This window comes from Tetragenococcus halophilus subsp. halophilus DSM 20339 (assembly GCF_003841405.1).
GTDB lineage: Bacteria > Bacillota > Bacilli > Lactobacillales > Enterococcaceae > Tetragenococcus > Tetragenococcus halophilus.
The window spans coordinates 769,101-793,369 of the sequence record NZ_PXYA01000001.1; the positions used below are offsets into that span (position 1 = coordinate 769,101).

A 24,269-nucleotide genomic window follows, 5' to 3' on the forward strand; every position below is an offset into this window, starting at 1 on the left:
TGCTATACTATGGCTATAAGGAGTGAAATTTATGAATTTTTGGTATGTCCCCTGGTTTATATTGCCTTATTTACTGCTCGCATTTATCCTTGTAAAACAACATAAAAAAAGCAATAGTTCCAATCTTTTTTTTAAATTTATCTACTGGTCCTTTTTTTATTTATTTATTTACTTAGGAATTACAGAAATACAGGATAAAAGTTATTTTTTTACCATTCCTGCCTTATTTTTTGTTCTTTTTTCTTGGATGTACCATCGCGAAAAAGCACGAGTACTCAACGGTTTCCTGTTGAATTTATTTATAGCTAGCTTTGGCATTTATTTACTTTATAATTTTTTAATTACACAAGATGTGATCGTTTTTGCCCTTATATTTTTAGTAGGAGTATTCGTTGTGCTTGTTGGTTTATTTGGTTTTGTCGGACTGATGATTTTATTTTACTGGAATGCTTTGGTAGTCATCAAACGTGAATCACACTCATTGGCAAATCTATTAACCTTGATTTTAGCGGTCGTAATGACAATATGGCTGATCTATGATTCATTCATCGCTAAAATGTTACCAGACTGGGCATCTATCTTATTGTCTATTTTACCTATGATGTTCTTTTACTTTGTTTTTGCCTTTTTGAATTTTCTTAGTGCTTCACTTTTATATCAGTTTAATCAACCAAGTTATGATCAGGATTTTATTATCGTTTTAGGGGCAGGGCTAATTCAAGGAACAAAGGTTTCTCCTTTACTGGCAAATCGTATTCATAAAGCCATTGATTTTTATTACCAACAGCGCAAATACACACGCCACTTGGTTAAATTCATTATGTCTGGCGGACAAGGTCCCGATGAAAAAACCGCTGAAGCTATAGCAATGAAAGATTATGCCTTACAACAAGGTATTCCAGAAGATGATATTTTAATTGAAACAAATTCGACAACAACACTGGAAAATATGCAATATTCTAAAGAAATTATCGATCGCGCAGACATACAAGCGCCTAAAGTCATCTTTTCCTCCAATAATTACCATATTTTTCGTGCGGGGATCTTTGCAAGGATGGCTCATCTAAAAGCAGAAGGTCTCGGCGCAAAAACAGCATTCTATTATCTTCCGAATGCTTTTTTACGTGAATTTATTGCGATCATTGCCATGAAACGAAAATTACATTTTACTATAGTTAGCTTACTTGCTTCAGCTTTATTATTGCTATCTATTATAACGCAACTTTTTTCGTAATTTATACTTTACTATTGGAGCTTACTTTGGTGAAGTTGCCTCCAATCTGCAAATTATTGGTGGCAACTTCCTCGATATCCCTCCAATCTGCGAGTTATTGGGGGCAACTTCCTCGATGTCCCTCCAATCCACGAGTTATTGGTGGCAACTTTTTCGATGTCCCTCCAATCTGCGAGTTATTGGTGGTAACTTTCTCAATGTCCCTCCAATCCGCGAATTATTGGTGGTAACTTTCTCGATGTCCCTCCAATCCGCGAATTATTGGGAGCAAGTTTGCAGAATTGCCTCCAATCTTTTCTATATTGGTGACAAGTTGGTTAGAGTTGCCCCCAATAAAACGAAAAAAACTTGGGTTTATTTTAAAACCCAAGTTTTTTCCTATACTGATTGTTTTTTCTTAAATGTAGTGTTCCAACGGTGTTTGATCCGTTCACTCATTGGAAGACTTGCTTCTTGTACAGCGCAATATTTATCAACCATTGTCACGATATAGCTTTCTTTATAACGTGGAGGGGCGATAGTTGCGCCAAACATATGCTTAACAATGATATCTTTTTCCATATCATTTAATTCAGTTAATTTTTCAGCGTTTTTACAAGCGATGCGTGGATGTACATAAGCATGCGTTCCTTCATCAAACTTGGTTGTACGCCAGTCATAATAAAACAAGTCATGTAGCAATCCAGCACGAGCACAAGCTTTAGCGTCACCATTAAATCTTTTTGCTAATTTATAACTATTGTAAGAAACGCTAATGGAATGTTCTAAACGAGTTGAATGTCTGTGTTGCACAAACTCTCCTAATTTTTGAACTTCTTGTGTTTCAAGCAAATCTTCTACATATGATACATATTCCGGATCTTCTTGCCAAGCTATTTTCATATAAATTGATTGCCACCTTTTCTGGACTTTTATATATCTACACTTACTAATGTAACACATCTTTATTCACAAACTAAGTAACTTGCCAAAAAAAACGCTTAATTTTAAAAATTCCTTAACCTATTAAACAAATGAATACATCAAAATTCCCGCTGCAACACCTACATTAAGGGATTCAGCCTTACCATATATAGGAATATATAAATTCTGGTCAGTCATTTGTAGAATTTCTTCAGCAACACCCTGGCCTTCATTGCCCAAAATAAGTGCAAAAGATGATTCTTGTTTTACTTGTGTATAGGATAAAACCAAGGGATCCAGAGCTGTCCCATAAACTTTACTAGCATGCTTTTTGAATACAGGAATGACCTCTTCTAAAGCCCCACTAAAAATAGGTAAATGAAATTGACTACCTTGCATACTACGTAAAACTTTTCCGCTATACCTATCAGCTGTCCCTTTTCCTAGAAAAATACCATCAAAACCGGCAGCATCTGCCGTACGCACAATTGTACCAACATTTCCTGGATCTTGGACATTGTCTAAAAGGAGCCACTTTCCAGAAAAATCAGCCGGAGTATTTTCTTCTTTTTTAACTAAGGCAATCATTCCTTGCGGTGTAGGAAGTTCAGATAAAGCATTCATCGCTTCATTGGAAAGTAGATAATAATCAAGCTCGTGTTGCTTAACCCAATCTTGCCATAATTTTAAGCCGCGCTCATCAAGGTAGACTTCTTTAATTTCAACACCAGCCTTTACCGCTTCTTCAACTAGATGATAACCTTCTAATAAATAAGTTTCCGATTGATTTCGATATTTTCTTTGCTGAAGTTTTTTTAATTCTTTTATTTTGTTATTTTTTGCCGCTTGAATCTCTTTCACGATTTCACCTCAAAAATATTATAACACAAAAATTTGCTTTACTTGTCCATTCCTAAAAAAAACGCTATGATAGAATCAAAAGAGGAGGAATGTATCATGAGAAAAGTTCGAATTCAAGTTGAAGGCCGTGTACAAGGTGTGGGTTTTCGATTTTCTACTAAAATGGTCGCTGATGAACTAGGCGTTACGGGCGTTGTAAGAAACGAAATGGATGGCTCAGTATCCATGGAAGCTTGTGGCGAAGATAGCGCAATCGAACAGTTTATCCAAAGAGTAAAAGAATCCCCTTCTCCAGCAGGCAGTGTATCGAATGTCCAAGTAGAAGATGATCCTTCAATCAAAGAACGTAAAAAGTTTATAGCAAATTAAATTTTCCTTTTCTTTCCTCTTTAATTTGTTATTGCACATTGAAAAAAAGAATATTTTTTAGTATAGTTAAGTTTGTGCAAAATTAAGGAAAGTAAAGGAAAAATCACATGAGTAAATTTAAAAAATGGCTGCTTGCCCCTGGCCTTATCGGGATAATGATCACACTAAGCGGTTGTGTCAAACGCTTGGATGATGGTTCGCCTGACCCGAATGGTCTTATTTACCGTTTTTTAGTTAATCCCTTAGGTAGCTTTTTGACCTATATGGCTGACAATTGGGGCTTAGGTTTCGGTTGGGCGATCATTGTTTTAACCGTTATTATACGTTGTATCCTAATGCCTTTGATGATCCACCAGTCACGTAAGTCAATGTTTCAGTCAGAAAAAATGCAGTATTTAAAACCGCAAATCGATGTGGCACAGGCAAATATGAAAAAGGCTACGACACAAGAAGAACAGATGCAAGCCCAAAAGGAAATGCAAGAGGTCTATAAAGAAAATAATGTTAGTATGTTTGGCGGTATTGGTTGTCTTCCTTTATTGATTCAAATGCCAATCTTCTCAGCTTTATTTTTTACTACTCGTTATACTCCGGGCATTGAATCCTCTAGCTTTTTTGGCTTGAACCTAGGAGAACGTAGTTTACTGTTAGTTGCGATCGCTGGGTTAGCTTATGTAGCCCAATCATTTATTTCAATGATCGGTATCCCTGCTGAACAGAAAAAACAAATGCGCAGTATGATGATCGTTTCACCTATGATGATTGTATTTGTATCACTTTCTTCCCCTGCTGGTGTTACGCTATATTGGGTCATCGGTGGTTTTATTGGTTGTATTCAAACCTTTATTACAAATGTATTGATGAAACCACGTATTAAAAAGCAAATCGCTAAAGATATGGAAGAAAATCCACCAAAAACAGTTGTCACAGAGAAAAAAGATGTAACACCTACAAGCCAAGAAAAACAAAAAACGACGAATAAGTCAACCAACGCGAATAAAAATAGAAATAGGAATGCTGGCAAACAGCAGCAACATCATAAATGATAGATGTAATTAAAGCGAAATGGGAAGACGTTCTTCCTCTTTCGCTTTTTTTAGGAGGTTAATCATTGTTAGAAGCTTATTTGAATATATTAGTTATTTTTTTATTGATGTTTATTGGCTATGTTTTATCTTATAAACAATGGTTTGCAAACGACACAGCCGATATATTTTCCAAGTTAGTATTAAACTTAGCGCTACCTTTTAATATGTTTTTGACGATAACGTCTAGTTTTTCTAAGGAAGAGTTTTTATCACTTTTTAAAGGGATGATCATCCCCGTTCTTTCCATGCTTCTTACACTAGTAGTTAGTTTGATTTATCGCCGACTCGCTCATGTTAGTAAAAGTCGTGAAGGTACTTTTGCTACCATTTTTACATGTTCAAATACCATTTTTATTGGTTTACCGATAAACTTAGCAATTTTCGGCGAAAAAGCTGTTCCTTATGTTTTATTATATTATATTGTAAATACGACGATTTTTTGGACATTAGGCGTTTATCTTATTGCTCACGACGCGCCAAATATCAAAGAAGCAACTGTGACTTTCCATCCACTGGTTGCACTAAAGAAAGTTTTTTCTCCTGCTTTATTAGGTTTTTTGATCGGATTAGTTTGGATGTTGTTAAATTTCAAGGTTCCAGAATTTGTTGCCGATTTTGGTACTTATTTAGCCAATTTAACCACGCCGCTTTCCATGTTTGCTATAGGGATTATCGTTTACTTTCATGGCATCAAAAACCTCAAGCTAAATAAAGATATCATCGGCGTACTTTTAGGACGTTATATCTTTTCGCCTTTGATCGTCTGGTTATTAGGACAATGGATCACCGTTCCTACTTTGATGTTGCAAGTATTTATGATCCAAGCTGCTATGCCTGTACAAAATTCGATACCGATATTAGCCCGCAGTTACCATGCGGATGAAGAGTTTGCAGCTTCAAGCCTTGGTTATTCAGTCTTATTATACTTACTTTATATTCCATTTTTATTGAAATTAATTTATATGGTTTAACAAAAAGAGGATCGCGCCAAACAGTTTTACCTAGTCGGCGCGATCCTCTTTTTTAATTTATTTTGTTACTAAATCATTCAAACTAGCTACAGCAATCGCCATTTGCGTGATTTTCCTTAATTGTGCTAAACGGTTATTACGTACTTTTTCATTGTCTGTCATTACCATCGTTTGATCAAAATAATCTTCAATCAATGGACGTAATTGTGTTAAAGCATGATAATTTTCTTCAACAGTTTGATACACAAACTGTTCTTCAACAGTTTTAACTGCTTGGTATAAGTTCTGCTCAGCTTCATTTTCAAACAAAGTAGGATCGATTTCGTTTTCACTTTGATCTTTTTGTCCTAAATTCATCACACGAGTCAAAGCTTCAATAGAAGACTTGAAATCTTCGTCATTTAAGTGTTTTTTCAAAGTATTCGCTGCTTCAATCAATTGATGGATATCTTCTTGTTTTGCATCAATTACGGCATCAATGACATCATAACGAAAATTTTGTGCAGATAGGAATTGACGCAATCTTCCTCGTAAGAAATTTCCCACTTCAGATGCTGAGTCTTCTAAATGTATGCCATAAAGTTCTTCATTTTGATTAACCATTTCTTCAATCTTTTGCTGTAAAACTGTAAAAGGAAAGGACCAATGTTTTGCAGCTAAAATTCGTACAATACCATAAGTTTGTCGTCTTAAAGCATAAGGATCGCTGGAGCTCTTTGGTTTTAACCCAGCAGCAAAGAAAGAAAATAGACTATCCAATTTATCAGCAATCGCTAATACCGCTCCAATATTAGAAGATGGCAATTCTCCTTCGCTTGCAATTGGCATGTAATGCTCGCGAATCGCTTGTGCTACAGCAGGTTTTTCCCCTTTTAATAAAGCATATTTTTCTCCCATAATTCCTTGTAATTCAGGAAATTCGTCCACCATATTGGTAACCAGGTCAAATTTATAAATTTGGGCTGCTCGCTGTAAGTCAGCCAATTCTGTATCTGATAAGTTGATATGTTTACCGATAACTTTAGCAGCTAATTGAACCCGCTGCATTTTTTCATACATTGAACCGATTTTTTCATGGAAAGTGACATTTTTCAGCTTTTCTACGCATTCTTTAATAGATAATTTTTGATCTTCATTATAAAAGAATTCCGCATCTTCCAAACGCGCAACTAAAACTTTTTCATTGCCTTTTACCACATTGTCAATTTTATTTTGGTTCCCATTTCTAACTGAAATGAAGTGAGGCAATAATTTTCCATCCTGCGATTTTACATCAAAATAACGTTGATGTTCTTTCATAGAAGTAATCAGTACTTCATCGGGCAGTCGTAAATATTTTTCCGCGAAGTCTCCTACAAATGCTGTTGGATATTCAACCAAGTTATTTACTTCTTCTAGTAGGTCCTCATCAACGTCAATTTGCCATTGATGTTTACTTGCGATCTCTTGAATTTGCTGACTAATCATTGCTTGTCGTTTAAAACGATTGGCGATAACAAATTGTTCTTGTAATTTTTCTTCATACATATCAGCATTTTCTAATGAACTAGCGCCACCCAAAAAACGATGTCCGTAAGTAATGCGCCCTGTTGAAACATCTAAGATATCAAAAGGGACGACCCGTTCACCTAGTAGTGCGACCAACCAACGAATCGGACGAATATATTCAAATTCGAATTTGTTCCAATGCATGGTCACCGGAAAAGTTAAACTAGTAATAACCCCTTTTAATGCAGGCAATATCTCTAGTGCGTTTTTTCCTACCGTATGCTTGGTGACATAGACATATTCTGTATCTTTGACTTCTTTAAAATAAATATCGTCCGTTGACATTCCTTGTCCTCGAACAAAGCCTTGGGCAGCTTTACTCCAGTCCCCATTTTCATCCAGTGCAATTTTTCTGGCTGGACCTTTGACTTCTTCTTTCGTATCAGCTTGTTTTTCTGCCAAATCAATCACTTGTATAGCTAAACGTCTAGGGGTTGAAAAAGAGTTTACTGCAGCAAAGTCCAAGTGATTTTCTTGTAAGAATTGTTTCGTTTTTTCTTCAAATTGTAAGATGCTAGGATCCACTACATGTGCTGGCATCTCTTCTAAACCAATCTCAACTAGTAAATTTTCCGTCATTTAGTCTTCCTCCTTCAGTAACTTCTCAGCTTCTTTACGATCCAATAATGGATAACCAAGTTTTTTACGTTCTTCAACAAATAATTTAGCTACTTGTCTTGCCATATTACGAATACGAGCTAAATAACCTGCTCGTTCAGTGACAGAAACTGCGCCTCTAGCGTCAAGTAAATTAAAATTATGGCTACATTTTAAGATATAATCATAAGCCGGATGCACTAAGCTATCTGCAATACAACGTTTTGCCTCTTTTTCAAATTTATCGAAATTGTCTAATAACATCTCTTGATCGCTCAAGTCAAAAGAGTAACGTGAATGTTCATATTCAGGTTGTTTAAAGATTTCTCCATATTTAATACCATTTGTCCATTCTAGATCAAAAACATTATCAACTTCTTGAATATAAGAAGCCAAACGCTCCAAACCGTAAGTTAACTCAGAGGTCACTGGATAACAAGCTAGGCCACCTACTTGTTGGAAATAGGTAAATTGTGTAATTTCCATGCCATCTAGCCACACTTCCCAACCAAGGCCAGCACAACCCATCGACGGGTTTTCCCAGTTATCCTCAACAAAACGAATATCATGTTCTAAAGGATCGATCCCTAATAATTCCAGACTTTGCAAATAGAGTTCTTGAATATTTTCTGGAGAAGGTTTCATAACAACTTGCAATTGATGATGTTGATACAAACGATTAGGATTTTCACCATAACGTCCATCTGCCGGACGTCTAGAAGGTTCCACATAACAAGCGTTCCATGGTTCTGGGCCAATGGCGCGTAAAAAAGTATATGGACTCATCGTTCCTGCCCCTTTTTCTGTATCATAAGCTTGCATGATCATACAATCATTATCTGACCAAAACTTTTGCAAGCGTAAAATCATTTCTTGTAATGTTATTTTTTTTATCATTTTGTGACTCCTTTCAATTTTGCCAATAAAAAAATCCCTATATCTATACAGCATTTGCATAGATATAGGGACGATTATTTCGCGGTTCCACCCTACTTCCGATTCAATCATCGGCAGCTTTTTTACTGTGCTCCCACTTGCCTACGGTAAAAGAATTTCTGCCTGGCTCCCACTTTCCCAAGCTCGCTAAAAGAAATGGTTCTTTTCCTTTAAATGTTCATCGCACTATTTTATTAATACTATAATAGTCGCAAAAGGCGTCATTTGTCAAATAAAAAATGTAGCTAAACTATATATATGTGTTTCCACCCTATTTGGGTTTTAAAACATCGCCCCAATTTTGCATTTGATCTATAAACTTTTTGCTTTTTAAATTCAAACCCACATACTCTTCATACAATTGATCAATCGTTTGTCGAATGAGCGTCTTTGTTTCTTTTTTCAATTCAATTGAATGAATTTTATCATAAGAAATTTGCGAAAAAAGACGAATAAAATGAATCGCTCTGGGATCAGCATGATAACGTCTTAAATCACGATCCCAATGCTTTTGGCATAAAATACCATTATACTTAGAAGAAAAATCGAATTTTCCTTGAGTTTGTCCACAGATCGCGCACGCTTGCCAATTGATCGCTACCCCAAATCGTTGTAAAATTTGAATTTCAAAGATATTGGTTAAAATTTCACCATCAATCCCTTGATCTAGCATCGCTAAAGCTTGCGATAAAAAGCTATAAAGATGAGGGTCATAGACCTTATCTTCAATTGCCGCATCCGCTAAATTCATCATATAAGTCGCGTAACCAGCAGCAAAAATATCTTCTTGTATATGTGTAAATGGATGAATAAACTTTGCGCTATTTAAAAAAGATAACCCCTCACTATTGAATTTTCCAATATAGGTAGCTTGGGTGTAAGGTAAGATAGCTGGTGTTAACGGATTATTTTTACGATGAGCACCTTTAACGTAAAACATCAACTTGCCGCTTGATTCAGTAAAAATTTTAACCAACATATCCTTTTCTTTATGATCTTTGCGAAACAAAATAATTCCTTTGGTTTCTGCTTGATTCATTTATCATTCATCTCCTTTAAGCAAAAGGCTAGAATGTCTCTTTTTTATAGCCAAAATCATCCAAGGTCCTTTGTTTATCACGCCAATCTTTTTGCACTTTTACCCAGAGCTCCAGATAAACTTTGTCTCCTAGCATTTTTTCCATGTCTTGACGCGCCCTAATGCCGATTTGTTTAAGCATTTTTCCACCTTTTCCGATAATAATTCCTTTTTGGCTATCACGCTCAACGTTAATTGTTGCCTGAATACGAATCTTATCATTTTCGTCTCGTTTCATCGAATCAACCACGACCGCTACGGAGTGAGGAATCTCCTCTTGTGTGAAAAGGAGAACTTTTTCTCTTACTAATTCAGAGACGATAAAATATTCTGGATGATCAGTAATTTGATCTTTAGGAAAATACTGCGGCCCTTCAGGGATTTGTTCCTCCAGTAACTGCATCAAGGTTTCAAAGTTATTTCCTTGTGTTGCCGAAAGCGGAACAACTTCAGCAAAATCCATCTGCGTAGCATAATCTTGAATCACTGCTAATAAATCGTCCGGATGGATTTTATCAATTTTATTAACGACCAAAAATACTGGAACATCAAGTTTTTGTAGTCGTTCAATGATTAAATTATCACCTTTTCCGCGCTTTTCGTCCGCATTGACCATAAATAGTACGGCTTCAACTTCTTGTAAAGCGCCATAAGCCTCATTTACCATATAATCGCCAAGCCGATGTTTGGGTTTATGGATTCCTGGGGTATCAATAAAAACAATCTGCATGTTTTCAGTCGTATAAACCCCTTGAATTTTATTACGTGTTGTTTGAGCTTTATCGCTCATAATCGCGATTTTTTGGCCTACAATTCGATTTAATAAAGTCGATTTTCCTACATTGGGACGGCCGATAATCGCCACAAAACCAGATTTATGTTCTGTCATTTCTTGTCTTCCTCTTTTCTAATGTATCATTATTTGATAAATCTTAGGTAAAAAAATGAGCGCGCCCACAAATACAGAAAAGATCGCTGTAATCAAAACAGCCGCTGCCGCAACATCTTTTACTTTTTTTCCCAAAGGATGAAAGTGGTCATTTGTCACCATATTCACGACATTTTCAAAAACTGTATTTATGATTTCCATTATCAACATCAGAAAAATACACAACCCGATCCAAAGCCATTCAAAGCGGTCAAGATCTAACAACAAGCCTAAAATAATGACTAAAACAGCGCAAAACATATGAATGCGCATGTTACGCTCATCTTTGTAGACAGTTTTTACCCCGCTGATAGCAAACTCGATTGAGTTTAACAGATTTTTACTTTTTCCAACACTAGGTTTTTTATCGTTTGAGTCCATAGGCATTCAAGATTTCCTTTTGTAGTCCAAACATCTTTTTTTCATCTTCGGGTGTCATGTGATCATATCCATTAATATGCAAAAAACCATGAAGGGCTAAAAAGCCCACTTCGCGTTCATAACTATGTCCATATTCTGCAGCTTGCTCTTGCGCTCTTTGAGTAGAAATCATAATATCGCCTAGTTCATTGGGTAAATCAGTCATCTCTTCATCGTCAAAAAATATCGGCATTTCATCCTCGCCTGCTTCTTCGATGGCAAAACTAATGACATCTGTCGGCGCGTCTTTTCCACGATAATCACGATTGATCATTTGAATACCTTCATTATCCATAAAAGTGATCGACATTTCGCTATTTTCCGGAAGTTTTAGATAGTCTGCTGCATACTGCAACAAACGATCAATCTCTTCTCGTTCATTTTTACTTACTTTTTGGGTTTCATCAATAAAAGTGATTTCCAATATTAGTCACTTCTTTCTTGTTCTTCTTTCATTTTTTCAGCTTCAGACTTCATTTTAGGATACTTGATCCGAGAATGGAAAGTACTACACAAACCGTTAATGAGCGATTTTTGAATAATTTTAAGTTCTTTTAATGTTAGCTGTGCATCGTCCAATTGTCCATCTAACATTCGATCTGTAATTAGATTTGAAACAAAATCTTTAATTTTTTCATTGGTCGGTTCATCCATAGCGCGAACAGCTGCTTCACAACTATCTGCGATGCTGACTACACCAGCTTCTTTGGTCTGTGGGATAGGTCCTGGATAACGGAAATCATTTTCAGTAACTTCAGGATTACGCTCTTGGGCTTTAACGTAAAAGTATTTCATCAAGGTTGTCCCATGATGTTGCTGACAGATATCGATGACCATCTGTGGCATTTTTTCTTTTTCCAATACAGCTACTCCATCAGTCACATGACCAAAAATGATTTGTTTACTGTCTTCTGGCAGTAAGAAATTGTGCGGATTTTCAGCCCCTTGCGGCAGGTTTTCAACAAAGAAGTTGGCATGCTTTAATTTCCCAATGTCATGATAGTAACAAGCCACACGGGTTAATAACGACCGTCCGCCAATTTCAGCAACCGCGTTGGCACTTAAATTAGCGACCATCATGCTATGATGATAAGTTCCGGGTGCTTCTTCTAAAAGCTTTTTCAATAGTGGATGGTTAGGATTACTCAACTCATTTAAAACAGTATCACTGTCATCAGTAACCATTAATTCAATCAATTGATATAAACCCACACCCATCAATAAAGATAAAATACTACCGGCCAAGCTACAAGCTAAGGCGATCCAGGTTTGACTATCAGCAAAATCTACTCCTTGTAAAACCAGTAAAGTAAGACTGATCAAAAATGGAAATACGACAATCCACAATACTGACTGTCGCCCCTGATGGGAAATACGTCTTCTTGGCAATATCGTTCCCATAAGTCCAGAGAACATATAGACAATTAAAATAACCGGTAAAACATTGGTACCTACGGATTCATAAAAAATAAAGGCTGCAAAAACAACTTGAAACGCAGCTGCTAAGATTCCAGACCGTCGATTCACAAAGAAACTCAAAACTAAAGGAATAAACGCGGCTGGGAAAAACAGAGGTATGTAAGGGACTGCTTCTGTTTGAAAGAGTTGGAAAAACTTCATAAACACTAGACTCAGTGTCATTGCAACCACATAAAAGACCCACTGATTTTCGCGCTTATCCTTATCTTTTACTGGAAAACTAAGATAAAGCAACACGATAATTTGTAATAATGCAGCTAAGACAATGGCTACAAATGGGAAAAAAGATTGATTTTTCTCGGTCATGCCTAATACATTAAGTTTTTGAATAGCTGTTGAATCAATTTGCGAACCTTCACGCACAATAATTTCGCCTTGATAAATCATTACGGGCTGTACCGAATCTTTGGCTTCTTGTTTTAACTCTTCAGTTTTTTGCTCATTTAAAAAGGTATTAACCGTAATTCCTTCATCTACTAAATAAGAAGTAGCTTCTTTTTGTTCATCAGATAAATCAAGTACTTTTACTTGTTCTTCAGCATTTTGTCGCGCCGTATTTAGATCATTTTGTCGAATTTGTTCAGACATTCTCTGGTCGACGATTTCCAGACTTTCTTCTTTTACCTGATCTAGTTCTTCTTGATTCAGACTAAAAGCCGTCCGATAAAAACTGGCAGGAAGTTGCTGATAAAAATTTAAATTATCGCTATCGATTTTCTCTAATTCTTTTTTCATTGCAGCCAATTTCTCATCCTCTGTCACCTTATCCACAGAATCGTTATTTTCGGCCTCTTCTTCACGTTTTTCATTTTCTTCTTCACTGTCTTGTCTTACATCATCAATCATATCAAATAGATGTTCAATCAATTCATGTTGTTCATTGGTAATATCTTCTTGGTAAGTATATTCAGGAACGACAGCTTCAGCTGCTAATTTTTCTTTTTGTTCAGTTGCAGGCGTATTTTCGACAGTTTTATTTGCCCGAATACTTTCTTCTGCCACTTGCCCTTCTTTATAATTGGTATCTTGTTGACGCACACTTGAATATAAAATTCCGCTAGTAATTAAAAAAAAGAGTAAAAATAAAACAGGTAAGAAGGTTTTCCCCATTCTATTTTTTAAGCGTCTTAAAGGTGCGATGATCATGCTTTACTTTTCCTCCCTCCTCTGTTGTCTATCTTTTGATAAAACCAACCGAGGTCTTAAGCTAACTTTTAATCAAGCTCGTTCTTATTTTTTTGCTCATAGGCTTCGATAATCTGCGCTACAACTGGATGTCTTACCACATCGTTAGCGTCAAAATTAACAAAAGCAATATTTTTAATATTGTGTAAAGTCCTTTGCGCATCGACTAAACCACTAACCGCTCCTTTAGGTAAGTCAATCTGACTGATATCGCCGTTGACAATCATCTTTGATTGAAAACCTAAACGTGTCAAAAACATCTTCATTTGCGCTATCGTCGTGTTTTGTGCTTCGTCTAAAATAACAAAAGCGTCATCTAAAGTACGTCCCCGCATGTAAGCTAAAGGAGCAATTTCTACTACACCTCGTTCCATCAAACGATTGGTATGTTCTACGCCAAAAATTTGGTAAAGCGCGTCATATACCGGACGTAGATAAGGATCTACTTTTTCCTTTAAATCTCCTGGCAAAAACCCTAAACTTTCGCCGGCTTCTACGGCTGGTCTAGTTAAAATAATACGTTTAACCGTTCCTTTTTTTAAAGCAGCGATTGCTAAAACCACAGCTAAAAACGTTTTTCCTGTTCCAGCTGGCCCAATACCAAAAGTGACATCGTGCTTATTTACAGCTTCAATATATCCTTTTTGTCCTAAATTTTTCGCTCGGATAGGATTCCCTTTATCATCTTTAATAATTTCTTTTTCATACATTTCGATAAAGGAAGACAATGCGCCTTGATTTGCTAGATTCAAGGCCGAAACCACATCAGGCGTGTTGATTTCGATGCCACGTTTAATTAATTCTTGTAAAGACTGAAATACCGCTACTACCAAATCCACACTCGTTTTCTCACCTTGAATTTGAATCACTTCGCCGCGCGCGCGTATCGTCGTTTTTGTCGCATCTTCTATTAATTTGACGTGTTTGTCATGGGTTCCTAAAAGTAAATCCATATCCTGCGGTTGTGTTACTTTTAATTCAAAAGACGTAAAATCTTCCGTCAAAAAACTCGCTCCTTTTACCACAGCTATTCCAAGATCTAGCCTTCTAAGATTCTTTTTTCACTGTTTTTCGTCCATTCATTATTTATTTTCACAGGCGACAAGTGTTTAGCCGCAATGTTTCTACCATATCATACCATAGATATTCTAAAAGAAAAATTGCTTTTATCTAACGTAAATAAATAAAGCTGTTGCCAAGACTAAGAAGACTTGCAACAGCTTTTATCTTTATTTTTGATTTAATAACTCTTTGACGATCGCGTTTACTTGATTGCCATCGGCCTTACCTTTTACCTTAGGCATAACAACACCCATTACTTTCCCAAATTCTTTGGGAGAGCTAGCGCCTGTCTGCTCAATTGCTTGGCTGACAATTTGAAAAATCTCGTCTTCTGTCAGTTGAGCAGGTAGATACCTTTCAACAATCGCAATTTCGCTTTTCGTTTTTTCAGCTAAATCATCTCGACCAACTTTTTCGAATTCAGCTAAAGAATCACGACGTTGTTTCATTTCGCGTGAGATAATCGCTAATTCTTCTTCATCGGTCAAGTCACGACCAAGGTTGATCTTTTCATTTTGCAACGATGCTTTGAGCATGCGAATGACTTGTAAAGACTTTTTATCCTTGCCCTTCATAGCAGCTTTCATATCATCGTTTAATTTCGTAAGCAGTGTCACACTACCAGCTCCACTTCTATACAGATGAAATTAAAATTTCTTTTTACGTTTTCTAGCTGCTTCAGATTTTTTCTTACGTTTCACGCTTGGTTTTTCGTAAAATTCACGTTTCCGTGACTCTTGCAAAGTACCTGCTTTTGAAACGGAACGTTTGAAGCGACGAAGAGCATCATCAAGAGATTCGTTTTTATGAACGACTGTTTTTGACATATAATTCCCTCCCTCCGAGCTCAAATAGTAACCGTTTTTGTTATGAAATAAATGATTATTCCAATAACATCACTGTCCAATAAAAATTATAGCTAACTCTCGAAAATGTGTCAAGCTGTTTTCGCAAAAGCAGAATTGTTTTTTATAACAATTGCAATTTACAGAGGACCGTTAAAACAAACTATATGTATCAGTTGTAATTTTTCTTACTTTCAAGCATACTTAAAAAAAACCTTATAACATTATTCTGATAAAGGAGCCAATATGATGAAAAAAATAAAAAGTATTTTCTTCTTGTTATCTTGTTTCATATTTTTATCCGGGTGCTCTTCTTTACCAGGATTACCTTCTAATAAGGACGATCATGTCATTTCTATTTCAGGAGGAATCACCACAGAGACGCAAATTTTAGCGGGGCTTGTTGATGGCATGATTGAACACTACACTGATTATGAGACGAGTGTGATCAACAATTTAGGTACTGCCCAAATTGACCAACAAGCGCTAAATAAGGGAGATGTTGATATTTCCGCTGGTAGATACACTGGAACAGATATCACTACCATCTTAAAAATGGACGCGATCAAAGATCCGAAAAAAGCCTTTGATGTATCAAAAGAAGAACTCAAATCACGCTATAATCAAGTCCGTTTCCCCTCTTATGGCTTTGATAATACTTTTGCTTTTATGGTACGAGAAGATACAGCTGAGAAATACGATTTAGAGAAAGTTAGCGATCTAGAAGAAATCTCCGATCAATTAACGGTAGGAACAGATCGTCCTTGGCTCACACGTGTAGGTGACGGCTATCAAGGTTTTATACAGGAATATGGTTTTGATTTTGCTACCATGTTACCTATGCAGATCGGACTTGTTTATGACGCAGTAGCTTCAGGCAGTGTTGATCTGGTATTAGGTTATTCAACAGACGGCCGAGTAGCTAGTAATAACTTAGTCATGTTAGAAGATGACCATCAATTTTTCCCACCTTATGATGCGACCATGATTGTAAGACAGGAACTTTTAGACCAATATCCTGAGTGTAAAGAAATATTAGATAAACTCGTGGATACCATAGACACAAAAACTATGCAAGAATTAAACTATCAAGCAGACAATGATCTAGTTGAGCCTTCAATTGTTGCCAGACAATTTTTACAGGAAAATAACTATTTTGAAGATAATTAAAAAAACTTTCAAGCAATGGTCATTCAACCCCTTGCTTGAAAGTTTTTGTTTAGTTTTAACTGATTATTAACTTTTATCTACAGCTTACTGTTCGTCTTCTTTAGCAGGAAGCTTTTCGACTAAAACTTTATTGACCCGTCGTTTTTGGACATCAAGTACTTTGACATATAGCTGACCAAAAGTAAAAGAGTCGTTAATCTCGGGTACTTTTTCTAATTGCTCAATAACAAAACCACTTACTGTATTGGATAACCACTCTTCGTTATTTTGAATATTCAATAGATCAAACAATTTATCTAATGAATAAGTACCTCTGATCTTGTAAGTTTCTCCTTCTTCAATGGTTTCTATTTCTTGTTGTACAACGTCGGTTTCATCCCAAATTTCTCCAACCAGTTCTTCTAAGGCGTCTTCCATTGTTGCCAAACCTAGTGTTCCTCCGTACTCGTCTACAACAATTGCCAAATGATTTTTATCACGCTGCATCATTTTCAATAATTCAGCCAGTTTTATAGTTGGTGGCACATACAATACTTCAGAAAGCAAGCCCGCAATCGTGGGAACTTTTGCTTCCTTCCTTTCTTTTGCCCGCAAGTATCTATGAAAATCTTTTTCATGAAGAACGCCAATTGCATTATCTATAGTTTCTTCATACACAACTAAGCGAGAATAAACATTATGCTCAAAAGTTTGTTCAATCTTTTCATCGGAATCTTCAATATCCACGCCCACCACGTCTACTCTAGGCGTTAAAATTGAAGAAATATCAACGTCATCAAATTCAATCGCCGCTTTAACCAAGCTATGTTCCTCATTTTCAATGCTTCCTTCGACTCTAGCTTCGTCTACTAAGGAAAGTAATTCCGCCTCACTAATAGATTGATCACCATCTACAGAAATCAACCTTTTGACACCCGTTTGCCACTTAGTCAATAACCATACAAAGGGACTAAAAATAAACATCATAAAACGTAATATAGGCGCTGAAAATTTCGCTACTTGTTCTGGTGCTAATTTAGCTAACAGTTTAGGCGTAATTTCACTAAATAATAACATTAAAATTGTTGTAGTAACTGTAGCAATAGTTGCGCCATAAACAGGAAAAATATTGACAAAAAAGACTGTTGCAATAGCGGAACTAGCAATATTCACTAAATTGTTCCCAATTAGAACTGTTGATAATAAAGGCTCAAACCTTTTTTGTAATTTGATTGCTCGGCTAGCTTTCTTATTTCCTTTTTCAGCTTCATTTTTTAAACGAACAGCGCTTAAAGAAGTAAAGGCTGTTTCTGAAGATGAAAAATATGCTGAAACAAGTAAACAAGTAAAAAATAAAATAACACTTGTTAACTGACTCGAATCCATAAAATGGATAATTCCCCCTTTTGTTAAGTAAAACATCCTTTCAAACAAACAGAAACTTGCTTCTGTTGCTTGCAAGGAAGTTAATGAAATATCTACAATGATTATTTTTAATGATAAAAATGAACCTACTGGCCTAAAACTCAATAATCTTTCAGGCGATATTCTGACATTCTTCACAACGTCCATAGATTTCAAAACGATGACTTTCGATTGTGCATCCGGCTAACTGTTCTTGGAAAAAATCCATCGGACAAATCGCCACTTCTTTGGTTTTTCCACAAATTAAACAGATAAAATGATGGTGATGATGTTCTGCTCCTTGAAGCGAACAATTAAATCGAAATTTCATTTCTCCTTCTAATTCAGTATCTTCTAAAATACCGATCGAAGCAAAATCACGTAAATTACGATAAATGGTATCGTAACTAATTCCTGAATATTTTTGCGTTAAAAATTCATGTAATTCTTTTGCCGCAACATAACGATTGGCTTTTGCTAAATAAGAAATAATTGTTTCTCTTTTTTTTGTATATTTGAAGCCATAATCTTTCATTTGTTGCACGGCTACTTTGACCGCTGATTGATTTTCCATTTTGATTCCCTCCAAAGCAAAATCATTTCGATTCAACCTTCTAATATATGTTATAATATTCATAATTAAATTGCAAGCGAGGGAAAAGTATATGCCAGAAGATAATAACAAACAAAATATGACGATATTTGTCATTTCTGATTCTGCTGGAGAAACTGCTTCAAAGTTAGCTCAGGCTACCATGGCACAATATCCAACAGTTGAATTCGTCTTATTTAGACGTACATTTATCACAACAGATGAATCACTACTTAAGGCACTAAAAGATGCAGAAAAACACAATGCTATTATTTTGCATACTTTAATCAATAAACATTTGGTAGAAATTACGCATCAGTTTTGCGATAAACATCAACTATATCAATTTGATGTTTTAACGCCGCCTGTCTTAGAAGTCGAAAAAAGAACAGGCGTAGCACCCTCAAACGAGCCAGGAGCGATGCATTACCTAGACAAAAACTACTTTAGACGTATTAAATCGATGGAATTTGCTGTTAAATACGATGATGGAAAAGATCCGCGCGGCTTTTTAGAAGCAGATGTTGTTTTGTTAGGCGTATCTCGTACTTCCAAAACGCCTTTAAGTCTATTTTTAGCAAATAAAAATCTCAAAGTGGCAAATTTACCTATTGTTCCACAAGCACATATTCCAAAACAAATTTGGGAAGTAGATCCTAATAAAATCGTAGGACTGACCAATGATCCAGAAGTGTTGAATACCATCCGAAAAGAACGTATGATCGCTTACGGACTCAATCCTGATTCTGCCTACTCAGATATCGATAAGATCAAAGAAGAGTTAAACTTTGCCAAAGATCTTTACGAAAAATTAGGTTGTATTACCATCAATGTCGCTTCCTTATCTATCGAAGAAACCGCCTCTGTTATTTTAAATGAGTTAAACTTAGAAGATCATAGCTATTATGGTTCAGAAGAAGAAATCGATGAAGTTTAAAAAAGCTTTTTAACATTATTTTTGCAGATAAAATATCCAAACTATAAGGGAAGATAACTGTTCTTATCCAATATAGTTCGGATATTTTTATTTATGTCACAATTTCTAAAACACTTGTACGCCCTCTCGTTCCAAAGATAGCTGTTCGATCTGCGCTGATCCTGCCATTTGCTCCAATTCAAATGTTATCAGATCTGCTTTTTCTTCACTTGCCAAAATTAAAACTGTAGGTCCTGCCCCACTAAGAAATGCCGCATAACCTTCATTTTGCTTTACAATTTGGCGAATGGTTGTTAAATGCGGAACAAATTTTTCGCGGTAGGCTTCATGCCATTGATCTTGTTCCATCATTTTCCCTGTAAGTATTAGATCACCATTTAAAATAGCTGCAATCATAACGTTTGCGATCGAACTAGCTTTTACTGCCTCAGCAAACGGAATATTTTCAGGTAATACACTACGACTTTCTTTAGTCAATACTTGCGAATTTGGGATATAGGCGATAATACGGCATTCAGGAAAATAATGTTTTACATAGTGAATGATGGGCTGATCCTCTCTAAAAAAGTGGCTAGCCACAACAAAGTCACCACAAATCGCTGGCGCACAGTTATCAGGGTGGCCTTCAATAGAAGTAGCGATTTCTATTTTTTGTCGTTCAGTCAAATTTAAATTTTCTAAACGATTGGCTAGTTCAATCCCTGCTACGATCACCGAAGAACTACTCCCTAAACCTCGAGCAATTGGAATGGTACTTGTCATTTTTAAATGATGCGGTTTTATTGTTGGTGCAACTTTTTCAGCTATTTGTATCAAGAGGTTTTGTTCATCTTTTGGAATTTCCGGACCCAGCTCATGGTCCACCCTCCACTTACTGTCTTCTTCAATAACCTCAATAGTTAAATAGCTTGATAAAGCAATACCGCAAGAATCAAAACCTGGACCTAGATTAGCACTTGTAGCTGGTACACGGATTTTCATTTCTTAATCCTCCCAAACACTTAATATTTGTTTTACATGGCTGATTTCTTGCAGTTTATTTATCAAGTCATGTTTTTGTTGCACTGTTAATTTATTGCTGATAAAAGCTGCCTCGCTATTTTCTTGTTGCTTTAAAGAAATGGGTCTTATGTGCTGTTTTTCTAAAAAGGTTGTTAAATCTATAGCGCAATCAGTAATTAAAAAGTAATAGTTCATTAATCCTTCTTTATGAAGCTTACACCTTGGCAAATTCGAGGGACTCATTTGAAGTGCCTGCTGTTTGTTGTTCAGATTTTTCGCAATAGTCAAAATATCTGTAAGGACACTTTCGGCAGTTGGTGATGCGCCAGCGCCTGGACCATAAAGCAAGGAATGACCCATCATTTTACTTTCAATAAATACGCCGTTCATTTCGTTTTTTACAAAAGCAAACGGGTGTGTTTGCGGAACAAGAACAGGCTCTACCGCAGCATAAGTCCCCTCGTCTACTTCTCGAGCATAAGCAAGCAATTTGATTTGATAACCAAAATCGTGAGCGTAAAAATGATCAACTTGAGTAATTTCACCGATCCCTTTAACACTTAGATCATCTAATACTAAATCTTGATTAAGCGCTAAGCGTACTAAAATGATTAGTTTATACGCAGCATCCCAACCATCTACATCGTTTGTTGGGTCTGATTCAGCAAAACCAGAAACTTGAGCAGATTCTAAAGCTTCTTCATATGTAAGACCTGCTTCATTCATTTGCGTCAGTATAAAATTACTCGTCCCATTTAAAATCCCTTGTATAGCAGTAATTTCATCTGCCATAAAACTTGTATTTAAATTATGCAAAATAGGGATACCACCGGCAACACTTGCTTCATAAAGCAAGGAAACATTATTGGCTTTAGCAGTTGCCGTAAGTTCATTACCAAAACGCGCAATTAAATCTTTGTTAGCTGTCACTACATGTTTTTTTCTTTGTAATGCCAGAGTAATCCATTCTTTAGCCGGGTGGATTCCGCCAATCAACTCCACCACAATGTCAATTGTCGGATCAACAAGGATATCTTCAACTTCAGTGGTTAACGTTAACTGATATTTTTGTGCTAGACCTTGCTTTTTTTCTTTTGAACGTACCAATACTTTAGCAATCGAAAAGCTTAAATCCGTCTGCTGCTTTATTTTTTCTTCTGCTGCAATTAAATTTTTAACAAGACCATTGGCCACAACACCTAGGCCTAAGACAGCGATATTTACTTGTTTTTTCATAGCTGCTCCTTTTAAAATATCGTTTATCTTTAATCATTCATAGAATAAAAAGTTTAAAAAAGAATAACTTTGAGATTAAAAGTACTTTCATAAATTTCTAATTTACTTGTCTAAGCATAACAAAATTTCCGCATAAAAAAAGAACTTTCTGTCTGAAAGTCCTTTCTAACGGTGATGAACGTGTTTGAAAGTTTGTTCCAAAATATCTAAAACATGGGCATCATCGACACTATATAAAACAGCTTTCCCTTGTCTTCTGGTTTTTACGACACGATTATCGCGCAACAATCTTAATTGATGAGAAACAGCTGACTGTTCCATACTTACTTCATTGGCAATCGTCGTAACATTTTTTTCGCCTTCTTTTACTGCCAGTACGATTTTCAAACGAGTCATATCACTTAATACTTTAAAGATTTGGCTAACACGTTCGATATCTTCGATGCTTGTCTTTTCCATAGCGTCCTCCTCTTATCGTTTTCATATGGAAAAACTAGGGCAAAAACCACTATAAATTTTGCCCTAGATGTTTTTCATTTGTTAACTTTAGCAAGAAACGCTTTTATTATACAACTAATTTCCAGTAATTTCATTGATAGCAGCTTGTAACAGTTCAATTTTTTGTTGTGCGCGTTCATCAGAATCAGCTTTTACACCTATATAGAATTTAATTTTAGGTTCAGTACCTGAAGGGCGAATCGCAAGCCAGCTATCATCTTCTAAGGTATATTTCAACACATCAGAAGGCGGTGTGCTTAACTTTTCTGTAGCCCCTGACGCATTTTTACGGATTAATTGTTTGAAGTCTTCTGTCTGCACTACTTTAGTTCCCGCAAATTCAGTGGGCGTTTGTTCTCTAAAGGATTTCATTAAGGAAGTAATCTTAGCTGAACCTTCTTGACCAGACATCGTCAACGAGATCGTTTTTTCTGCATAATAACCATATTCGGCAAAAATTTCTTGTAAGGCATCATACAATGTTTTGCCTTGTTTTTTATAAGCGGCAGCCACTTCCGCTAATAAAACAAGCGCTTGAATCGCATCTTTATCGCGTACAAATGGTTGAACTAAAAAGCCATAACTTTCTTCAAAGCCAAAGATAAAACTGTGACTATGTTCTGCTTCAAATTCTTTAATTTTTTCCGCGATAAATTTAAATCCTGTTAAAACATTAACCATTGGTACGTCATAGCTTTGGGCAATAGTAGTAGCTAATTCGCTAGAAACAATTGATTTTAAGATGACGGCATTTTCCGGTAAAGCATTAGTCTTTTTCCGAGCTTCTAAAATATAACGAATAAGTAAAGCACCGATTTGATTTCCGCTTAATACTTTATAGTCACCATTAGGCATACGCACAGCAGCTCCTAAACGGTCTGCGTCAGGATCTGTCGCAATTAATAAATCAGCATTTTCTTTTTGGCCTAAACGCATAGAATACTCAAAAGCTGAACTTTCTTCTGGATTCGGTGATTTCACTGTGGAAAAGTCCGGATCTGCCACTGCTTGTTCTGGTTCTACAATAAACTCTTTAAAGCCTGCTTGACGTAAAGCTTTCTCACCTAACATTTTGCCTGTGCCATGTAGCGGTGTAAAAATTAATTTTAGCTGATCATCCATTTGGTCGATCACATCTTGATCAATCGTCACAGCTTGTAATTCAGACAAATAGGCTTGGTCAATATCTTCACCTATCATGGTAATAAGGCCTTGTTCTTTGGCTGCTTTTTCTGCCATCACAGGAACCGTTAGTGGATTATCAACTTCACGAATCAAAGTTGTTACCATATCTGCATCTACTGGTGGCATTTGTCCACCATCTTCGCCATACACCTTATAACCATTATATTCTGGCGGGTTATGAGAAGCTGTGATCATGATACCCGTGAATGTTTTTAAGTAACGCACTGCAAAGGATAGTTCCGGTGTAGGTCTTAAGCTTTCAAATACATAGGATGGAATATTATTATAAGCCAATGTTTTGGCAGCTTCCATGGCAAATTCTTGCGAAAGATGCCTTGAGTCATAAGCAATAGCAACGCCTCTTCTAGCAACATCAAACCCTTGTTTTATCATAAAACGCGCCAAACCTTCTGTTGCCTGACGTACAGTATAAATATTCATACGATTAATGCCTGGTCCTAAAATTCCACGCATACCCGCAGTACCAAATTCAAGGGGAGCGTAAAAGGCATCTTCTAACGCCTCTTGCTTTCCCTTTAACTCATCTAATTGTGTTTTTAAATGGTCATCCAAAGCGTCATCATTTGTCCACTGTTCATAAATTTCCTTCCAGGACATAACAAACCACCTCTTTATCTATTTTGTTAATTTTATTATATCACAGTCTGTTATTCATTCGACTGCTGAATGAACAATTTTCTTTTAGTTTATTATTCGTTCAACGACTAAATAAAAAAATTACTTCTACAAGATAACTTATAG

The 24,269-nt window shown here is 36.1% G+C and carries 24 protein-coding genes; 6 read left to right on the forward strand and 18 right to left on the reverse strand.

Annotation, left to right across the window (positions count from 1 at the left end; genetic code table 11):
• The first annotated feature begins 31 nt into the window (after positions 1-31).
• Positions 32-1,234 carry a YdcF family protein gene (locus C7K42_RS03565; protein WP_014125051.1) on the forward strand — a complete coding sequence of 401 codons (1,203 nt, stop codon included), beginning with the start codon at positions 32-34 and terminating at the stop codon, positions 1,232-1,234.
• Between the two features lie 378 nt (positions 1,235-1,612).
• Here the strand turns inward: C7K42_RS03565 and C7K42_RS03570 are convergent, their stop codons facing one another.
• Together C7K42_RS03570 and C7K42_RS03575 are read right to left on the reverse strand one after the other, a co-directional pair.
• Positions 1,613-2,116: an HD domain-containing protein gene (locus C7K42_RS03570; protein WP_014125052.1), complete on the reverse strand. Its 504-nt coding sequence runs from the start codon at positions 2,114-2,116 to the stop codon at positions 1,613-1,615.
• 123 nt (positions 2,117-2,239) lie between these two features.
• Positions 2,240-2,998 (reverse strand): TrmH family RNA methyltransferase, encoded by a 759-nt coding sequence (locus C7K42_RS03575; RefSeq protein WP_061840847.1) that lies wholly within the window; start codon positions 2,996-2,998, stop codon positions 2,240-2,242.
• A gap of 96 nt (positions 2,999-3,094) precedes the next feature.
• On the opposite strand from C7K42_RS03575, the gene C7K42_RS03580 reads away from it, so the two are divergent.
• The 3 genes from C7K42_RS03580 to C7K42_RS03590 all read left to right on the forward strand — a co-directional run bounded on the left by C7K42_RS03580 (position 3,095) and on the right by C7K42_RS03590 (position 5,426).
• Entirely contained in the window at positions 3,095-3,367 is a 273-nt protein-coding gene (locus C7K42_RS03580) for an acylphosphatase (RefSeq protein WP_014125054.1), read from the forward strand.
• Positions 3,368-3,474: 107 nt separating this feature from the next.
• The gene (gene yidC, locus C7K42_RS03585) at positions 3,475-4,413 is read left to right on the forward strand and encodes a membrane protein insertase YidC (RefSeq protein WP_061840848.1); all 939 of its coding nucleotides are present in this window, start codon (positions 3,475-3,477) and stop codon (positions 4,411-4,413) included.
• A 65-nt stretch (positions 4,414-4,478) separates the two neighbouring features.
• A complete protein-coding gene (locus C7K42_RS03590; RefSeq protein ID WP_069029018.1) occupies positions 4,479-5,426 on the forward strand; it encodes an AEC family transporter in 948 nt (315 codons plus the stop codon).
• A gap of 57 nt (positions 5,427-5,483) precedes the next feature.
• Here the strand turns inward: C7K42_RS03590 and glyS are convergent, their stop codons facing one another.
• The 10 genes from glyS to rpsU form a co-directional block, all read right to left on the reverse strand.
• A complete protein-coding gene (gene glyS / locus C7K42_RS03595; protein WP_103099928.1) occupies positions 5,484-7,553 on the reverse strand; it encodes a glycine--tRNA ligase subunit beta in 2,070 nt (689 codons plus the stop codon).
• Positions 7,554-8,468 carry a glycine--tRNA ligase subunit alpha gene (gene glyQ, locus C7K42_RS03600; RefSeq protein WP_014125058.1) on the reverse strand — a complete coding sequence of 305 codons (915 nt, stop codon included), beginning with the start codon at positions 8,466-8,468 and terminating at the stop codon, positions 7,554-7,556.
• A 310-nt stretch (positions 8,469-8,778) separates the two neighbouring features.
• Positions 8,779-9,546: a DNA repair protein RecO gene (gene recO, locus C7K42_RS03605; protein ID WP_014125059.1), complete on the reverse strand. Its 768-nt coding sequence runs from the start codon at positions 9,544-9,546 to the stop codon at positions 8,779-8,781.
• 28 nt (positions 9,547-9,574) lie between these two features.
• A complete protein-coding gene (era, locus tag C7K42_RS03610) occupies positions 9,575-10,474 on the reverse strand; it encodes a GTPase Era (RefSeq protein ID WP_094243465.1) in 900 nt (299 codons plus the stop codon).
• 18 nt (positions 10,475-10,492) lie between these two features.
• Complete coding sequence (locus C7K42_RS03615) at positions 10,493-10,900, reverse strand: diacylglycerol kinase family protein (protein ID WP_094243464.1); 408 nt, start codon at positions 10,898-10,900, stop codon at positions 10,493-10,495.
• Positions 10,878-11,357 (reverse strand): rRNA maturation RNase YbeY, encoded by a 480-nt coding sequence (gene ybeY / locus C7K42_RS03620; protein ID WP_103092079.1) that lies wholly within the window; start codon positions 11,355-11,357, stop codon positions 10,878-10,880. The genes C7K42_RS03615 and ybeY overlap by 23 nt, the downstream gene beginning before the upstream one ends.
• Positions 11,358-11,359: 2 nt before the next feature.
• Positions 11,360-13,558, reverse strand: a complete 2,199-nt coding sequence (locus C7K42_RS03625; RefSeq protein WP_103099929.1) for an HD family phosphohydrolase — start codon at positions 13,556-13,558, stop codon at positions 11,360-11,362.
• 68 nt (positions 13,559-13,626) lie between these two features.
• On the reverse strand, positions 13,627-14,601 hold the full coding sequence (locus C7K42_RS03630) for a PhoH family protein (RefSeq protein WP_041591835.1): 975 nt from the start codon (positions 14,599-14,601) through the stop codon (positions 13,627-13,629).
• Positions 14,602-14,826: 225 nt separating this feature from the next.
• Positions 14,827-15,276, reverse strand: coding sequence for a GatB/YqeY domain-containing protein (locus C7K42_RS03635; RefSeq protein WP_014125065.1), 450 nt, complete (start codon positions 15,274-15,276; stop codon positions 14,827-14,829).
• A 30-nt stretch (positions 15,277-15,306) separates the two neighbouring features.
• Positions 15,307-15,486: a 30S ribosomal protein S21 gene (gene rpsU, locus C7K42_RS03640; RefSeq protein ID WP_014125066.1), complete on the reverse strand. Its 180-nt coding sequence runs from the start codon at positions 15,484-15,486 to the stop codon at positions 15,307-15,309.
• A 267-nt stretch (positions 15,487-15,753) separates the two neighbouring features.
• Between rpsU and C7K42_RS03645 the strand changes: the two genes are divergently transcribed.
• Positions 15,754-16,674 carry an osmoprotectant ABC transporter substrate-binding protein gene (locus C7K42_RS03645; RefSeq protein WP_061839956.1) on the forward strand — a complete coding sequence of 307 codons (921 nt, stop codon included), beginning with the start codon at positions 15,754-15,756 and terminating at the stop codon, positions 16,672-16,674.
• A gap of 84 nt (positions 16,675-16,758) precedes the next feature.
• Here C7K42_RS03645 and C7K42_RS03650 read toward each other — a convergent pair whose 3' ends face one another.
• Together C7K42_RS03650 and C7K42_RS03655 are read right to left on the reverse strand one after the other, a co-directional pair.
• Complete coding sequence (locus C7K42_RS03650; protein ID WP_094243460.1) at positions 16,759-18,039, reverse strand: HlyC/CorC family transporter; 1,281 nt, start codon at positions 18,037-18,039, stop codon at positions 16,759-16,761.
• A gap of 151 nt (positions 18,040-18,190) precedes the next feature.
• Positions 18,191-18,631 (reverse strand): Fur family transcriptional regulator, encoded by a 441-nt coding sequence (locus C7K42_RS03655; RefSeq protein WP_103099931.1) that lies wholly within the window; start codon positions 18,629-18,631, stop codon positions 18,191-18,193.
• Between the two features lie 91 nt (positions 18,632-18,722).
• Between C7K42_RS03655 and C7K42_RS03660 the strand changes: the two genes are divergently transcribed.
• Positions 18,723-19,586, forward strand: a complete 864-nt coding sequence (locus C7K42_RS03660; protein WP_234976245.1) for a pyruvate, water dikinase regulatory protein — start codon at positions 18,723-18,725, stop codon at positions 19,584-19,586.
• A 105-nt stretch (positions 19,587-19,691) separates the two neighbouring features.
• Here C7K42_RS03660 and thrB read toward each other — a convergent pair whose 3' ends face one another.
• The 4 genes from thrB to C7K42_RS03680 all read right to left on the reverse strand — a co-directional run bounded on the left by thrB (position 19,692) and on the right by C7K42_RS03680 (position 24,125).
• The gene (thrB, locus tag C7K42_RS03665; protein WP_103099932.1) at positions 19,692-20,567 is read right to left on the reverse strand and encodes a homoserine kinase; all 876 of its coding nucleotides are present in this window, start codon (positions 20,565-20,567) and stop codon (positions 19,692-19,694) included.
• A 3-nt stretch (positions 20,568-20,570) separates the two neighbouring features.
• Positions 20,571-21,824, reverse strand: a complete 1,254-nt coding sequence (locus tag C7K42_RS03670; RefSeq protein ID WP_103099933.1) for a homoserine dehydrogenase — start codon at positions 21,822-21,824, stop codon at positions 20,571-20,573.
• 165 nt (positions 21,825-21,989) lie between these two features.
• Complete coding sequence (locus C7K42_RS03675) at positions 21,990-22,283, reverse strand: ArsR/SmtB family transcription factor (protein WP_061839951.1); 294 nt, start codon at positions 22,281-22,283, stop codon at positions 21,990-21,992.
• Positions 22,284-22,397: 114 nt separating this feature from the next.
• Entirely contained in the window at positions 22,398-24,125 is a 1,728-nt protein-coding gene (locus C7K42_RS03680) for a phospho-sugar mutase (protein WP_061839950.1), read from the reverse strand.
• Positions 24,126-24,269 lie beyond the last annotated feature (144 nt).

Bases quoted from the DNA above. Each gene is read 5' to 3' on its own strand.
- era (WP_094243465.1), bottom strand. From the start codon at position 10,474: ATGACAGAACATAAATCTGGTTTTGTGGCGATTATCGGCCGTCCCAAT.
- thrB (WP_103099932.1), bottom strand. From the start codon at position 20,567: ATGAAAATCCGTGTACCAGCTACAAGTGCTAATCTAGGTCCAGGTTTT.
- C7K42_RS03625 (WP_103099929.1), bottom strand. From the start codon at position 13,558: ATGATCATCGCACCTTTAAGACGCTTAAAAAATAGAATGGGGAAAACC.
- C7K42_RS03660 (WP_234976245.1), top strand. From the start codon at position 18,723: ATGCCAGAAGATAATAACAAACAAAATATGACGATATTTGTCATTTCT.
- C7K42_RS03675 (WP_061839951.1), bottom strand. From the start codon at position 22,283: ATGGAAAAGACAAGCATCGAAGATATCGAACGTGTTAGCCAAATCTTT.
- C7K42_RS03645 (WP_061839956.1), top strand. From the start codon at position 15,754: ATGAAAAAAATAAAAAGTATTTTCTTCTTGTTATCTTGTTTCATATTT.
- C7K42_RS03680 (WP_061839950.1), bottom strand. From the start codon at position 24,125: ATGTCCTGGAAGGAAATTTATGAACAGTGGACAAATGATGACGCTTTG.
- C7K42_RS03565 (WP_014125051.1), top strand. From the start codon at position 32: ATGAATTTTTGGTATGTCCCCTGGTTTATATTGCCTTATTTACTGCTC.
- glyS (WP_103099928.1), bottom strand. From the start codon at position 7,553: ATGACGGAAAATTTACTAGTTGAGATTGGTTTAGAAGAGATGCCAGCA.
- rpsU (WP_014125066.1), bottom strand. From the start codon at position 15,486: ATGTCAAAAACAGTCGTTCATAAAAACGAATCTCTTGATGATGCTCTT.
- C7K42_RS03615 (WP_094243464.1), bottom strand. From the start codon at position 10,900: ATGCCTATGGACTCAAACGATAAAAAACCTAGTGTTGGAAAAAGTAAA.
- C7K42_RS03580 (WP_014125054.1), top strand. From the start codon at position 3,095: ATGAGAAAAGTTCGAATTCAAGTTGAAGGCCGTGTACAAGGTGTGGGT.
- recO (WP_014125059.1), bottom strand. From the start codon at position 9,546: ATGAATCAAGCAGAAACCAAAGGAATTATTTTGTTTCGCAAAGATCAT.
- yidC (WP_061840848.1), top strand. From the start codon at position 3,475: ATGAGTAAATTTAAAAAATGGCTGCTTGCCCCTGGCCTTATCGGGATA.
- C7K42_RS03655 (WP_103099931.1), bottom strand. From the start codon at position 18,631: ATGGAAAATCAATCAGCGGTCAAAGTAGCCGTGCAACAAATGAAAGAT.
- C7K42_RS03650 (WP_094243460.1), bottom strand. From the start codon at position 18,039: ATGGATTCGAGTCAGTTAACAAGTGTTATTTTATTTTTTACTTGTTTA.
- glyQ (WP_014125058.1), bottom strand. From the start codon at position 8,468: ATGATAAAAAAAATAACATTACAAGAAATGATTTTACGCTTGCAAAAG.
- C7K42_RS03670 (WP_103099933.1), bottom strand. From the start codon at position 21,824: ATGAAAAAACAAGTAAATATCGCTGTCTTAGGCCTAGGTGTTGTGGCC.
- C7K42_RS03570 (WP_014125052.1), bottom strand. From the start codon at position 2,116: ATGAAAATAGCTTGGCAAGAAGATCCGGAATATGTATCATATGTAGAA.